Source organism: Aestuariibaculum lutulentum (genome assembly GCF_032926325.1).
Taxonomy (GTDB): Bacteria; Bacteroidota; Bacteroidia; order Flavobacteriales; family Flavobacteriaceae; genus Aestuariibaculum; species Aestuariibaculum lutulentum.
In genome coordinates this window covers 1,259,501-1,274,284 of sequence record NZ_CP136709.1, presented here as the reverse complement: position 1 = coordinate 1,274,284, position 14,784 = coordinate 1,259,501, and the positions used below count along the sequence as shown (strand labels likewise).

The 14,784-nt window shown below is 35.8% G+C and carries 10 protein-coding genes and 1 pseudogene; 5 read left to right on the top strand and 6 right to left on the bottom strand.

What is annotated here, in order from left to right; translation table 11 throughout:
- Positions 1 to 42: 42 nt before the first annotated feature.
- On the bottom strand, positions 43 to 474 hold the full coding sequence (locus tag R1X58_RS05380; RefSeq protein WP_240572331.1) for a TerB family tellurite resistance protein: 432 nt from the start codon (positions 472 to 474) through the stop codon (positions 43 to 45).
- Positions 475 to 697: 223 nt separating this feature from the next.
- Here R1X58_RS05380 and mfd point away from each other — a divergent pair, with 223 nt between their 5' ends.
- Both mfd and R1X58_RS05370 read left to right on the top strand, forming a co-directional pair.
- Entirely contained in the window at positions 698 to 4,039 is a 3,342-nt protein-coding gene (gene mfd, locus R1X58_RS05375) for a transcription-repair coupling factor (RefSeq protein WP_240572330.1), read from the top strand.
- Positions 4,040 to 4,120: 81 nt separating this feature from the next.
- On the top strand, positions 4,121 to 5,437 hold the full coding sequence (locus R1X58_RS05370; RefSeq protein ID WP_240572329.1) for a TlpA family protein disulfide reductase: 1,317 nt from the start codon (positions 4,121 to 4,123) through the stop codon (positions 5,435 to 5,437).
- On the opposite strand, the gene R1X58_RS05365 is transcribed toward R1X58_RS05370, so the two are convergent.
- Entirely contained in the window at positions 5,428 to 5,787 is a 360-nt protein-coding gene (locus tag R1X58_RS05365) for a YraN family protein (protein ID WP_240572328.1), read from the bottom strand. The genes R1X58_RS05370 and R1X58_RS05365 overlap by 10 nt on opposite strands.
- A gap of 200 nt (positions 5,788 to 5,987) precedes the next feature.
- On the opposite strand from R1X58_RS05365, the gene R1X58_RS05360 reads away from it, so the two are divergent.
- The gene (locus R1X58_RS05360) at positions 5,988 to 7,010 is read left to right on the top strand and encodes a metal-dependent transcriptional regulator (RefSeq protein WP_240572327.1); all 1,023 of its coding nucleotides are present in this window, start codon (positions 5,988 to 5,990) and stop codon (positions 7,008 to 7,010) included.
- Positions 7,011 to 7,025: 15 nt separating this feature from the next.
- Positions 7,026 to 9,209, top strand: a pseudogene (gene feoB / locus R1X58_RS05355) (ferrous iron transport protein B).
- A gap of 4 nt (positions 9,210 to 9,213) precedes the next feature.
- Here feoB (R1X58_RS05355) and R1X58_RS05350 read toward each other — a convergent pair.
- A complete protein-coding gene (locus R1X58_RS05350; RefSeq protein WP_240572326.1) occupies positions 9,214 to 11,457 on the bottom strand; it encodes a TonB-dependent receptor in 2,244 nt (747 codons plus the stop codon).
- A gap of 102 nt (positions 11,458 to 11,559) precedes the next feature.
- On the opposite strand from R1X58_RS05350, the gene R1X58_RS05345 reads away from it, so the two are divergent.
- The gene (locus R1X58_RS05345; RefSeq protein WP_240572680.1) at positions 11,560 to 12,225 is read left to right on the top strand and encodes a metal-dependent transcriptional regulator; all 666 of its coding nucleotides are present in this window, start codon (positions 11,560 to 11,562) and stop codon (positions 12,223 to 12,225) included.
- Positions 12,226 to 12,230: 5 nt separating this feature from the next.
- Here R1X58_RS05345 and R1X58_RS05340 read toward each other — a convergent pair whose 3' ends face one another.
- Genes R1X58_RS05340 through R1X58_RS05330 form a run of 3 tightly spaced genes read right to left on the bottom strand, consistent with a single transcriptional unit; the run spans position 12,231 to position 14,731 of the window.
- Positions 12,231 to 12,365, bottom strand: a complete 135-nt coding sequence (locus tag R1X58_RS05340; protein ID WP_240572325.1) for a FeoB-associated Cys-rich membrane protein — start codon at positions 12,363 to 12,365, stop codon at positions 12,231 to 12,233.
- 40 nt (positions 12,366 to 12,405) lie between these two features.
- Positions 12,406 to 14,505, bottom strand: coding sequence for a ferrous iron transport protein B (gene feoB, locus R1X58_RS05335; RefSeq protein WP_240572324.1), 2,100 nt, complete (start codon positions 14,503 to 14,505; stop codon positions 12,406 to 12,408).
- Positions 14,498 to 14,731 carry a FeoA family protein gene (locus R1X58_RS05330; protein ID WP_240572323.1) on the bottom strand — a complete coding sequence of 78 codons (234 nt, stop codon included), beginning with the start codon at positions 14,729 to 14,731 and terminating at the stop codon, positions 14,498 to 14,500. The genes feoB (R1X58_RS05335) and R1X58_RS05330 overlap by 8 nt, the downstream gene beginning before the upstream one ends.
- Between the last annotated feature and the right edge of the window lie 53 nt (positions 14,732 to 14,784).

Sequence of the window (14,784 nt, the reverse complement as noted above, 5' to 3'; positions counted from 1 at the left end):
GAACCAAATAGGTTCGCTTTTCTGTATTTAGACGAATAATAATTATTTATTCATATTTCTCATTTCATCTGTAAACGTATCTAAGTCTACACCATTGCTTACTAATGTTAAAGCTTTGTCTACAATGTATTTTACGTTTTCAGGGTGAAAACCAAGACCAACAGCTATTTTTCTAAGTAAAAGCTCTTCAAGGTCTCCTTTAATATGATCTACATAAACCATACGAGCTAAATCGAATAAACGCTCTAAACGTCTTTCGTAATCGTGTGGTGGATTAATAGGATGCGATTTATAATCTTCTAAAATTAAGTTATAATCAGCCTCACTAATATCTAAGTTTCTTGCTAATCTGTCTAAAAAGGCTCTTTCATCAAGAGAAATAAAACCATCAGCCATTGCTACGCGAACAATAGCAGCAAAATGGTCTTCATTACGCTTTTTAAACCCACTATCAAATAAATCTGAAAACGACATATGTTTTAATTGTTTTTAAAGTGCTGCAAACGTACATATTTTTTGGCAATTTTATTATAAAAAACAGTTTGAAAATCTGATTTTTTCATCAATAAGTAACCTTAATAAGGTTAGAGTGTTCATGTCTTATTTTCAACAAGATAATAAGAATTAAAATTATCTCAAAGCTTTAAAAAAAAAGATTGTAAACTGTATCTTTGTTGCTTTAAAACCCAATACTTAGGTGAGTAAAACAGATATCGCCCAAACCTACGAACAGCTTTTGCAAACGCAAAAGCTGCAAATTGCTATTGCCAATACTCAAAGTAGAATACATTTAAAAGGCCTTGTCGGATCTGCGTTGTCTTTTGTAATATCGAATGCGTTTAAAAACAGTGATAAACCGTTTTTAATGGTGTTTAATGATAAGGAGGAAGCAGCGTTTCATTTAAACGACTTGGAACAGCTTTGCGGAAAAGACGATGTGCTTTTTTATCCGGGAAGTTACCGCAGGCCTTATCAAATTGAAGAAACCGATAATGCCAATGTGTTATTGCGTGCAGAGGTGCTTAACCGCATTAATTCTCGTAAAAAGCCGGCGATTATTGTTACCTATCCCGATGCGCTTTTTGAGCAGGTGGTTACCAGAAAGGAGTTAGAGCGTAACACCTTGAAGATAGCGGTAAACGATAAGTTATCTATTGATTTTGTAAACGAGGTATTATTCGAGTATCAGTTTAAACGCGTTGATTTCGTTACCGAACCAGGTGAATTTTCTGTTCGAGGAGGTATAGTTGATGTCTTTTCGTTTTCTCACGACGAGCCTTACCGTATTGAGTTTTTTGGTGATGAGGTCGATAGTATCCGAACGTTTGATGTTGAAACACAATTGTCGGTCGATCAAATTAAGAAGATCAATATTATTCCGAATGTTGCCAATAAGTTATTGGAAGAAAGCAGGCAGAGTTTCTTAAAATACATTGCACAGAAAACAGTAGTATGTTTAAAGAATGCCGATTTATGTTTTTCTCGTATCGACGATTTTTATGAAAAGGCTGAAGAGGCTTTTAAAACCTTATCTTCAGATATAAAGCATGCTAAACCAAACGAATTGTTTTGTCATGCAGATTTACTGAAAAAGCAATTACTGGATTTTTCATTAGTTGAATTTGGAAGAAATTCGGTGTTTAATGCTTCCGAAGTTATCGAATATCATACCACGCCGCAGCCGTCTTTCAATAAACAGTTCAATTTGTTAATTGAAGATTTAAACGCCAATCATGAAAAAGGGTATACCAATTATATCGCTTGTGTGAGTGAGCAGCAGGCGAAACGTTTTCATGATATTTTCGACGATTCGCATTTGGATGTTAAGCAGTATTCAACCATTATTTTGTCTTTGCATCAAGGGTTTATAGATGCCGATAGTAAAATGGTGTGTTATACCGATCATCAAATTTTCGAACGTTATCATAAATTCAGTGTTAAAAATGGCTACGCTAAAAAGCAAGCAATTACGTTAAAAGAGTTGACCAATCTGGATATTGGAGATTACGTAACACATATCGATCATGGTATCGGGCGTTTTGGTGGACTTCAAAAAATAGATGTTGAAGGAAAGAAACAGGAAGCTATAAAACTAGTATATGGTGAGCGCGATGTCTTGTATTTAAGTATTCATTCGTTACATAAAATTACCAAGTTTAATGGAAAAGATGGTAAGCCACCTAAAATTTATAAATTAGGGAGTGCCGCCTGGAAAACCTTAAAAGAAAAAACAAAGTCGCGTGTAAAACATGTGGCATTTAATTTAATAAAACTTTACGCGAAGCGTAAAACTGAAAAAGGATTTCAATACAAGCCTGATAGTTACATGCAGCATGAGTTGGAAGCGTCTTTTATTTACGAAGATACTCCGGATCAAAGTACAGCTACAGCCGATATTAAAGCCGATATGGAAAGCGAACGTCCTATGGATAGATTAGTTTGTGGCGATGTTGGCTTCGGGAAAACCGAGGTAGCTATTCGAGCAGCTTTTAAAGCGGTTGATAATGGTAAACAAGTGGCTGTATTAGTGCCGACAACGATTTTAGCATATCAACATTACAGAACCTTTAGAAAGCGATTGAAAGATTTCCCCGTAACGGTAGATTACGTGAATCGTTTTAGAACAGCAAAGGAGAAAAAGGAAACGCTTACCGGTGTAGAGAGCGGTGCTGTTGATATTATTATAGGAACACATCAATTGGCCAATAAAACGGTAAAGTTTAAAGATTTAGGCTTGCTAATTGTAGACGAAGAGCAGAAGTTTGGAGTAGCCGTAAAAGAGAAGCTAAAAACTATAAAGGATAATGTTGATGTGTTAACCTTAACGGCAACACCAATACCGAGAACACTTCAGTTTAGCTTAATGGCAGCTAGAGATTTATCGGTAATTACCACACCACCACCAAATCGTTATCCAATAGAAAGTCATGTCATTCGTTTTAATGAAGAAACCATTCGCGATGCGGTGAGTTATGAGATAGAACGTGGCGGTCAAATATTTTTTATTCATAACAGAATTGAAAATATTAAGGAAGTCGCTGGCATGATTCAGCGTTTGGTGCCTGATGCCAAAGTAGGTGTAGGTCACGGGCAAATGGATGGTAAAAAACTGGAAGAATTGATGCTTTCCTTTATGGATGGTGCTTTCGATGTGTTGGTGAGTACTACCATTATTGAAAGTGGACTAGACGTACCTAATGCCAATACCATTTTTATCAATAATGCGAATAATTTCGGATTGAGCGACTTGCACCAAATGCGTGGTCGTGTTGGTCGTAGTAACAAAAAGGCGTTCTGTTATTTTATTACTCCCGAATATTCAGCGATGACAGATGATGCCAGAAAACGTATTACAGCATTAGAGCAGTTTACCGAGTTAGGTAGTGGTTTCAATATCGCTATGAAAGATTTGGAAATTCGTGGAGCCGGTGATTTGTTAGGAGGAGAACAAAGTGGATTTATTAATGAAATTGGGTTTGATACGTATCAGAAAATATTAAACGAAGCTATTGAAGAGTTGAAACAAAACGAATTCAAAGACTTATACGACGAGAATGAAGATGAGAAAGAATACGTAAAAGACGTGACTATCGATTCCGATTTTGAGCTATTGTTTCCAGATGATTACGTTAATAATATTACCGAACGATTGAGTTTATATACGCAGTTAAACGGGTTTAAAACTGAAGCTGAATTGCAAAAGTTTGAAAGCGAACTTATCGATAGATTTGGCGAATTGCCAAAGCAGGTTAAAGACTTGTTGAACAGTGTGCGTATCAAATGGATTGCTACTAAAGTCGGCTTTGAAAAAGTGATTATGAAACAAGGTAAGTTTATTGGTTATTTTCTTAACGACCAGCAAAGTAGTTTCTATCAAAGTAAGAACTTTACCAAGGTACTACAGTTTGTGCAAACGCATCCTTCGGCATGTAAAATGAAAGAGAAACAAACGCGTAACGGTTTAAGATTATTACTTACTTTTGATAATATTAAAACCGTAGACCAAGCGTTAAAAGCGATACAGCCTATCATGGCTTAATAATTGATTATAAATAATTTACAAATACCCTGAATTTTGAAAAGGTTTTTAATACTAATTGGCTTAATCTCAAATGTGTTAATGGCGCAGCACAGCATAAAAGGTGTGTTTTCTCCGCCTGAAGATTATCGTGTGGCGGTGTTGTATAAGGTAACACCAACCATTTCAGAGTATATTACCCATGCCGAAGTTAAGAAGGACGGGAAATTTGAAATTAAATTAGACTCTACAGTTGCTAAGGGCATGTACCGTATTGTGTACGCTATTCCGGAAGAAGATTATAACTTCGATATTATTTATAATAAGAAGGAAGATATCAACTTAACATTTAATTCTGAAACAGGTTTGAAGATTCTTTCTTCTGCAGAAAATAAGTTAATGGCATCGTATAGTAACAGTATGTCCATGATTACGCATAGCATTAATAACTTTTATAGTGAAAAGAGTAAGGATACCACGGCTTTAGTTTCTATTTTTAAAACACAGCGCGAAGCTCAAAAGGGGTTTGAAGATTTGGCTAAGAATACCATTGCTTTAACGTTTATTAAAGCAAACAAGCCTTATATTCCGAAGCATTACGAAGATGTTGATACCTATAGTAAAAATGTAAAAATACACTATTTTGATCATGTGAACTTTACGAATAAAACACTTCAAAGTTCTAATTTCTTGAATGAACGCATGGTGAATTATGTTTTTGGAGTAGTTACCGATTCGATTAACAGAGAAGCAAACTACAAGAAAAACATCAATGTGTTTTACAATGCGATGAAAGAGGCCCCCATAGAAATTAAGCGTACTTTATTGGTCGATCTTTGGGAGCAAATGCGTGATTTGAATTATGAGAAGACTGCCAATTATATTTCAGATACTTACTTGATTAATATAGCGAAGCAGTTAAAAGATAAAGATCTTATTGAAGGTTTAACTTTATATAAGAACATCTCTATTGGAAAGGTAGCGCCAGATTTTTCTTTTGAACAGGAAAAGAATGGTGTTAAGACTACAAAAAAGCTGAGTGAATTAATAGGAGCTAAAAATTATATTCTGGTATTTTGGAACAGTACATGTGCTCATTGTTTAGATGAAATTCCGCAGTTGGAAGCTTTTGTTAAAGACAAGAAAAAGGAAGAAGTAACAGTAGTTGCTATTGGCTTGGAAGATTCACCTGAGTACTGGAGTCGAGTTGTAAAACGTCTTCCGGATTTTATTCATGTTTATGGTGCCGGATATTGGGATAATGAAATTGGAGATAGTTATGGCGTAACAGCTACACCTACTTATTTTGTGTTAGATTCAGAAAAGCATATTGTTGCTAAACCTGAAGATATTGATGAGTTAAAACTGTATTTTGAAAAGCAAAAAAGCAAGGCTAAGAATAAAGCTTCTCAAAAATGATAAAAGGCATCTTTTAGGTGTTCAATATGGTAGCTTTTACCATGTTTAATGATCGCAATAATATCAAAACGGACTTCTACATCTAATTGATTTTCGGTAACATATTCATCAACAGCTTTCACTAAGTTTTTAATTTGTTTGGGCTTCACAAAATCTTGTGGGTCCCCAAAATCGGTATTCGAACGGGTTTTAACTTCAATAATGGCTAAAGTATCGTTTTGTTGAGCTATAATATCCACTTCGGCTTTATCAAATCGGTAGTTACGTTCTACAATAGTATAGCGATGTTCTAAGAGAAAGTCAACTGCTAATTGTTCGCCTTTTTTACCTAATTCATTATGTTGTGCCATACCTTGTTTGGTTGAATAATAGGTCTTAATTTAGAGAATTGAAATTGTATTTACCTCATTTAAATTAAATTAAATTTTTAGTCTTGTCTAAAAATATTTTTAACATCATATAAATTAAAGTATATTTGTTTGTGTTTTGAGCAAAACTTGGAACATTTAAATCTCGATTATAGAGTAAATTTTATACATAAACTTGTTATATGTACACGTATAATCCCATATCAGCACTACTTGTGTTTTTTGTTATTGGAGGTCTTTTGTATTTTTTATTCAGACCTTCTAAAGGATGGTATTGGATTTTAAAAAATCAGTTTTCAAGTAACGAAAAGACTATTATTGAAGACGTTTTAAAACAACTGTATCATTTTGAAAACTCGAATAATAAGGTAGATATGAAAACCTTAGTTCATATGTTGAGTTTTAGTAACAAAAAAATTGTTGAAGCCATTAAAAAAATGACGATTAACGATTTAATTTACTTTGAATCCGACATACTAAAACTTACCGAAAAAGGCCGCGAATATGCTTTACGTATTGTTCGGGTTCACAGGCTTTGGGAACGTTATCTAGCAGATAAAACAGGATTTCATAAAATCGAATGGCACGATAGAGCGGAGTCTATGGAGCATAGATTAACGCATGATGAAGTTGAAGAATTATCGATGCATTTAGGTCACCCAAAGTTCGATCCGCACGGTGATCCTATACCTACGAAAACAGGGAAAATGGCACAGGTAAAAGGTGTCGAATTGCCGTTGTTACAAGTTGGCGCCGTGGGTAGAATTACGCATATTGAGGACGAGCCTGAAGTAATTTATAAGCAGATTTTAGCTGAAAATATTCATATGGGTTCTTTAATTAAAGTGGTTGAAAATAATGCTACGCGTATTGTATTTCTATCGGAAGGTGAAGAATTTAAATTGGCGCCCATTGTTGCTGCAAATTTAACGGTAGCACCTTTAGAGAAAGAAGTTGCTGTTGAAGATAATGTGGCACGATTATCTAGTTTAAATGAACATGAAACGGCAAAAATCATCGGGATTTCCCGCGAAAGTCGAGGAGAAAGTCGCAGACGTTTACTCGATTTGGGTTTTGTAAAAGGGGCCGATGTGAGCATAGATTTGGTAAATCCTTTGGGCGAGCCTAATGCATATTTAATTAAGGGAACGTCAATTGCTTTACGTAATGATCAGGCGGCTAAAATCCTTATTAAGAAAGAGTAGATTATGGAAACGAAAATAAATACAGCCTGCGAAACTTGTGAGCATTTCAATAAAGACGGATTGAAAAAATTGGGTGTTCGTACCGATAATTTCGATTTTGTTGTGGCTTTGGCAGGAAATCCGAATACAGGAAAAAGTACGGTGTTTAATTCGCTTACCGGGTTGCGCCAACATACAGGAAACTGGCCAGGAAAAACGGTGACAAGAGCCGAAGGTGGTTTCGAATATAATACTAAAAAATATAAATTAGTCGATTTACCGGGGACCTATTCCTTGTTATCTACCTCGGAAGATGAAACTGCTGCAAGAGATTTTATTCTCTTCGGAAAGCCGGATGTTACGGTTATTGTCGTTGATGCCAACCGATTGGAACGTAACCTGAATTTAGTACTCCAAATTCTTGAAATTACAGATAAAGCCGTGCTGTGTCTAAACCTTATGGATGAAGCCGAACGTAACGAAATAGAAATTGATGTACGCACCTTGTCACGCGACTTAGGAATTCCTGTGGTACCGGCCAGTGCGCGTTTTAATCGTGGTATTCCAGAGCTCATTCAAACCATAAGTGAAATTGCCAGCGGTAAAATTGTATGTAAACCGCATCGTATTAAAAGTGTTCCTGAAAATATTGAAAGGGCTGTTAAAACCTTAACGACTGAAATTGAAAAGGAATTTCCGAATATCTCTAATAGCCGATGGATTGCCTTTCGATTATTAGAAGGTGATAAGCAAATTATTGAGGCACTTAGAACGGGAGAATTTGTTTAAATATTAAACATAATGAAGGAAAATAATATAGATCATATCATCGAACTATCTAACGAATTACGCTGGCAAATTGGTGATGAGTTTCACGATAATTTAACGGAAAGTATTTATGCTGATGCCGCAGATATTGTTAAAGATTCAGTAAGAACCAGTAATTCAGATAAACGTTTTAGGTTAGATGCGAAAATCGATAAAATTGTAACCAGTAAACGATTTGGGTTTCCAATCATGTTTTTAATTCTGGGAACAGTTTTATGGATTACCATTCAAGGGGCTAATTATCCGTCGTCTTTGTTAGCAAATGTATTGTTGGATCATATTCATCCTGCTTTAAAAAGTGGAGCTGCAAGTATTGGTATGCCTTGGTGGTTAGATGGGTTTTTAATTGATGGCGTGTATTTGGCGGTAGCATGGGTTATTGCAGTGATGTTACCACCTATGGCTATCTTTTTCCCCATGTTTACTTTGTTAGAAGATTTCGGGTATTTGCCCCGAGTGGCCTTTAATTTAGATGCCTTATTTAATAAGTCTGGAGCACATGGAAAACAGGCATTAACTATGAGTATGGGCTTTGGTTGCAATGCTGCAGGTGTTGTGGCTGCGCGAATTATTGATAGTCCCAGAGAACGGCTTATTGCCATTTTAACCAATAATTTTTCATTGTGTAATGGACGCTGGCCAACCCAAATTTTAATTGCAACAATTTTCATTGGGGCCGTGGTACCGAAATCATTGTCTAGTTTGGTGTCTTTATTAGCGGTAATTGGTGTGGCAGTCTTGGGTATGGCTTTTATGTTTGGGGTATCATGGGGATTGTCAAAAACGGTTTTAAAGGGTGAAGTGTCCACATTTAATCTAGAATTACCACCATACAGGCCACCACGTTTTTGGAAAACCATTTATACGTCTTTAATCGACCGAACGTTAATTGTATTGTGGCGTGCTGTTGTATTTGCTGCGCCGGCAGGAGCCGTGATTTGGCTCATTTCTAATGTCCATATAGGTAGTGAAAGTATTGCCGCCTGGGCGATAAATGGCATGGATGGTTTCGGATTTCTTTTAGGATTAAACGGTGTGATTTTATTAGCCTATATCGTTGCGATTCCGGCGAACGAAATTGTAATTCCAACGATTTTGATGCTTACGGTTTTAGTAACAGGAGTGGCAGGTGGAGAAGGAGCAGGTGTGATGTTTGAACTGGATTCTATTAATGCCACAGCTGATGTGTTAAAAGCTGGAGGCTGGACCTTGCTAACTGCTATAAACTTGATGTTGTTTAGCTTACTTCATAATCCATGTAGTACCACGATTTATACGATTTACAAAGAAACCAATAGTGTGAAATGGACCGTTGTGGCTTCGGTAATGCCCGTTATTTTAGGGTTTATCGTAACCTTTTTGGTAGCACAAATTTGGCGTCTTATTTTTTAGGTTTTTATTTCAGGGAGTACCGTAATCCAAAAAACAATCTGCGTCCTTGATTTGGTCCGTAAACATAAGACGGGTCGAAGGTTAGGGCATAAGGGTTATTAGGGGTTGATATGGCATTTCCGTTGTTGTCAAAGATTACGTCTTCATCAAAAGGGTCCTGAGCTCTGGCTATAATAAACGGGTTGCCTTTGTTAGGTGTCCAGTTCAATAGATTTTTGATGCCTCCGTAAATTTCAAAATTATTTAAGCCATCAAAGGTGAATTGAATATTTTGAATACTCCAAACGGGAGATTCAGGAAGTCTGGGGTCTAAATCGCCAAGTAAAGGTAATCGCATCGGGCCGTAAATATTTCCGGTATAATCGAAAGTTAGGTTGTATTTGTAGTTTTTGTAGGTCGCTGCCCAGGTTCCAGTAAAACTTTCGGTGAGCATTTGTTGTTCCGTAATACCGTTTTCAGTTTTAGATACATCCTGAAAAGTTACTCCTGTAAGTAGTTTTATACCGTTTGAAAACATAGTGTCTATGTTTAAACTCACCCCTTTGCTAATAGCTTTTCCATCTAAATTATCATAAATTATTTGATTTGGATTGGTATCGTAATCAGGTAGAATAATATTCGTGAAATGGGTGTACCATGCCGAGGCATCTAAACTAACTATAATGCCACTTTTGGTGTATAGTTTGGTTAAATAATTCAGGTTTATATTATAGGAACGTTCCGGTTTTAAAGCTTCAGTAATAACTACGTCTCTAGCGCCAGTTAAGGCGGCGTGTTCTTCTGTAAATAAATTAACGACTCTAAATCCTGTACCTGCATTTAAGCGTAAAATATCATGTTTTGAAGGTTTGAATTTATAAGCCATTCTTGGAGTGAATATGTTGCCATGTCTTTTATCGTAATCATAGCGCGCACCTAATAAAATATTATGGTTTTCACTGAAAGCGATTTCATCCTGAGCAAAAAATGACGGAATAACTATTTCGTCAGGAATTGGAGTTGCGGGTGTGTTATCGTTGTAGAAATTATAGCGTGTGGCGGCTCCAAAAAGTAAATCATGATTGGTTATTGATTTGTCCCATGTAAACTGTCCAAATCCAATGCGTTGCGTTGCTAAGTAAGGTGTGTTTCCATATACTGAATTTTGATTGTGGTCTGTATACGAGAATTGAAATAGGATGTTTTCATCAATTGGTAATTGATATTTTCCGAGGAGTTCAAAACGCTTTGTGTAAATGCTTTCGCCATATATTTCGTCTCCGCCTCTGTAATTTGAATTCCATTGCATTTCGCCTCCCCATCGGTCTTCATAAAAAAAGCGTCCGGCAACAGAAAAAAGGCGATTGTTATTTCGGTTAAAGTTCCATTTTTGAAATACTGAAATGCGGTCTTGTAAAGTTAAATCGGTGAAATTATCGTTGTTATTATCTGTGGGGTTACTGTAGTTGAAGTAATTAATACCCGTTAGTATATCTGCTTTATGACCTAGTTTTGCTTTAAAACCTAAATCGGTATTGACTTCTCCCCAGCCAGAAATGTAACTATCGGCAAAAACTATTGGAGCGTTCTCGGGAAGTTTGGTAATAATGTTGATTAAACCACCAACGGCTTCACTACCGTAAAGCGAGGAGGCCGGACCTTTAACGATTTCGATTTGTTCAATTAATGAATTCGGAATTCCAGATAAGCCATAAACTGTAGACAGTCCGCTAACAATTGGCATCCCATCAATAAGAACTAAAGTGTATGGGCCTTCCAGTCCGTTAATATGGATATCTCCTGTGTTACAGACGTTACAGTTAATTTGAGGGCGAACACCATTAACGTTCTGTAGAGCTTCAAAAATATTAGGTGTTGGGTTTTTCTTCAAGAAAGTAGGGGTGTAAACTTCGACAGGAACGGGGCTTTCAAGTCTTGATACAGCTTTTAAGGTTCCCGTAACGACTACTTCGTCAAGCATGTCAGATTCGTCTAAATAAAAATTAATGTTTAGAGCTTCTTCGTTAACTTTAATACGTTTAGTTTGGGTTTTATAGCCAGTAAATGAAGCTGAAATGGTATAAGTGCCAGTTTCAATATGAGCTATATTAAAGAAACCTTCTTCATTAGTAATAGCACCTTTAGAAATCTCTTTGATAAAAACATTAACATAAGGAAGCGGATTATCTTCAGAGAAAACACGTCCGCTAATGTGCTGTGCATTCGAAGAAATTGAGATTATTGTCATTAAAAATATTAGGGTTCTCATTAATTTGGTTTTTGCAAATGTAAATATAAATTTAGATTAGTCTAAAAATAGTTTTAAAATAATGATTAATATATATTTGTCATAAATAAAAGCAGAACCATGATTACGTTAACCGAGGAGAATTATATTAAGTCTATTTATCAATTGGGTAGATATGGAACCATGACTGTAAGTACAAACAGTATAGCAGAAGCTTTAGAGACAAAGGCGTCTTCGGTGACCGATATGGTAAAGAAGTTAGCGGAAAAAGGTTATGCGAACTATAAGCGCTATCAAGGCGTGTCTTTAACATCACAGGGTAAGAAAATTGCTTCCGATGTGGTTAGAAAGCATCGTTTGTGGGAAGTTTTTTTAGTAGAAAAGCTGAATTTTACCTGGGATGAGGTTCATGATATTGCGGAGCAATTGGAGCATATAAAGTCGGAAAAATTGATAAATGAACTGGATAAGCTTTTAGATTTTCCAACGCATGATCCGCATGGCGATCCGATTCCTGATAAAAATGGCGATATTAAGAAAACAGATAAAATACTTTTGTTTAATCTGGCTGAAAATAACAAAGGCGTTTGTGTGGGTGTAAAAGATACGTCGTCTTCGTTTTTGAAATATTTAGATAAGCATAAAATAGCTTTAGGTTCTGAAATTACGGTGGTTTCTCGCGAGGACTTTGATGACTCTATGGTAATTCAAATTAATGGAGTAACGACCATGAGTATTTCTCAGGCCGTTGCCAATAATCTTTTCGTTAAGGAAGAAGCTATCGGTTAAATATTTTAATGACAACCACAATCGTCGTTGCAGCAAGATTTTTTTGATGTCTTTTTTTTCCAAAGGAATTTTCTAATTAAAAACAGCAAGGCTAAGGCTACTGCCGAAAAAACAAGTATGTTTTGAATGATAGTGTTCATGTAACTTTAGCCGATATTTTTTAGAAAACCTTTCTTCTTTTTATTTTAAGAACTGATATGCTATTAAAGCTACAGCATAAGCTAAGCCAGTCATAAATACCAATTGTAAAGAAGGCCATTTCCAACTGTTGGTTTCTCTTTTAACAATTGCTAAGGTACTCATACATTGCATGGCGAATGCATAGAATAATAGTAACGATATTCCGGATGCAAAGTTAAATAACGGTCCGCCTAAAATTGGGTTGACTTCAGCAGCCATTCGGTTTTTTATCGTGGCTTCGTCATCACTTCCAACGCTGTAAATGGTAGCTAAAGTACCAACAAATACTTCACGGGCAGCAAAACTACTTACAATCGCAATACCAATTTTCCAGTCATAACCAAGGGGTCTGATAACTGGCTCGATAGCGCGACCTGTAATACCAATAAAGGAATGCTCTAATTTAAACGAGGCTATATGTTGTTGTAATTCGTCTTCAGATAAATTCTGAGAAGCATATTCTTTTGTGATGATGTCTTCAGCTTTATTAAAGTTGTCTCCAGGTCCGTAAGATGCCAAAAACCATAGGATAATAGAAATTGCTAAAATGATTTTACCCGCACCAAAAACAAACGATTTTGTTTTTTCTAATACCGTTAATCCTACATTTTTAAATAAAGGCAATTTGTAGTTTGGCATTTCGACAACAAAGAAGGATTTGCTCCTAATTTTTAAAACTTTATTTAAAATATACGCTGAACCTACGGCCGCTCCAAATCCAATAAGATATAATAACATAAGAGTTAATGCCTGATAACCTAATCCGAAGAAACGTCCTTCAGGAATGACTAACGATATAATTATTAAATACACCGGAAGTCTTGCTGAACAGGTTGTAAATGGTGTTACTAAAATGGTTATTAAACGTTCTTTCCAGCTCTCAATATTTCTGGTAGCCATTACAGCTGGAATGGCGCAGGCTGTACCTGAAATTAAAGGAACAACGCTTTTTCCGCTAAGACCAAAACGGCGCATAATACGATCCATTAAAAAGACCACACGGCTCATGTATCCGCTTTCTTCTAAAACTGAAATAAATAGGAATAAGAAGGCAATTTGCGGAATGAAAATAACAATACCACCAAGTCCAGGAATAATGCCTTCAGCTAATAAATTAGTAAAAGCACCTTCGGGTAATATTTCTTTAGTCCATTCACTTAATGAAGCGAATGTGCTATCTATAAAGTCCATAGGTACGCTAGACCAATCGTAAATAGCTTGAAAAATAACCAGAAGAATCAAGAAAAATATAAGGTAACCCCAAACTTTATGAGTTAATATTCTGTCCAGTCTGGTGCGTAAATCTTTAGCTTGAGAGGTGTCAATAGTCTGACCAACTTTAAGTACGTTGTTTATAAACTGGTAACGTTTAATAGTTTCTTTTTGTTGAAGTCGCTTAAGGTCGGCTTTACTTTTCGTTTTGAAATCATCTAAAGTTTCAACTTCATTTCTGTCAATTTTTCCAAAGTTGACATCCTGTGTAATCACCAACCAAAGCTTGTAAAGTAGCTGATTAGGGAAGGCTTTTCTTAGACTGTTAAAATAATCAACATCAACTTCCGAAGCATTTAAACAAGGTTCATCAGAAACCTCTTTGTAATTTGTAATAAGTTGCTTTAGTTCTTCAATACCTTGTTTTTTTCGGGTGCTGACTAATGCAATCTTGGTTTTAAGTTTTTTTTCTAAATAAGGGATATCTAAAGAAATACCTTTATATTCCATTCTATCGGCCATATTAATGACCAAAATGGTTGGGATTTCTAAGTCTTTTATTTGCGTGTATAAAAGTAGGTTTCGTTTTAAATTTTCAACATCGCTGACAACTACAGCAACATCGGGGAAATCTTTATCGTTTCTGTTAAGTAGTAATTCAATCACTACATTTTCATCTAACGACGATGCATTTAAACTGTATGTTCCTGGTAAATCGATAATATGTGCCTTAACACCACGAGGTAATTTGCAAATACCTTCTTTCTTTTCAACAGTAATCCCTGGGTAGTTTCCTACCTTTTGATTTAATCCGGTAAGGGCGTTGAACACAGAAGTTTTTCCTGTGTTTGGATTACCAATTAAGGCGACATTTATTTGTTTACTCATCTACTTTTTCAATTAGGATATGATTAGCAGTTTCTTTTCTAATCGCTAAATGCGACCCGTTAATATTTAAATACATAGGGTCTTGAAAAGGTGCTAATTGTACAAGCTCGACAGTATTTCCAGGTAAACACCCCATTTCTAAAAGTTTTAGCGGAATGTGAATAGACGAAACATCGGTTATGGTTGCTTTTTCGCCGCGTTTTAGATGTGCTAAAGTGTGTTGCAAGCTTATTTAGATTGAATTTAAAGAGGCAAAAGTAATGTAAAAATTTAGGCTAA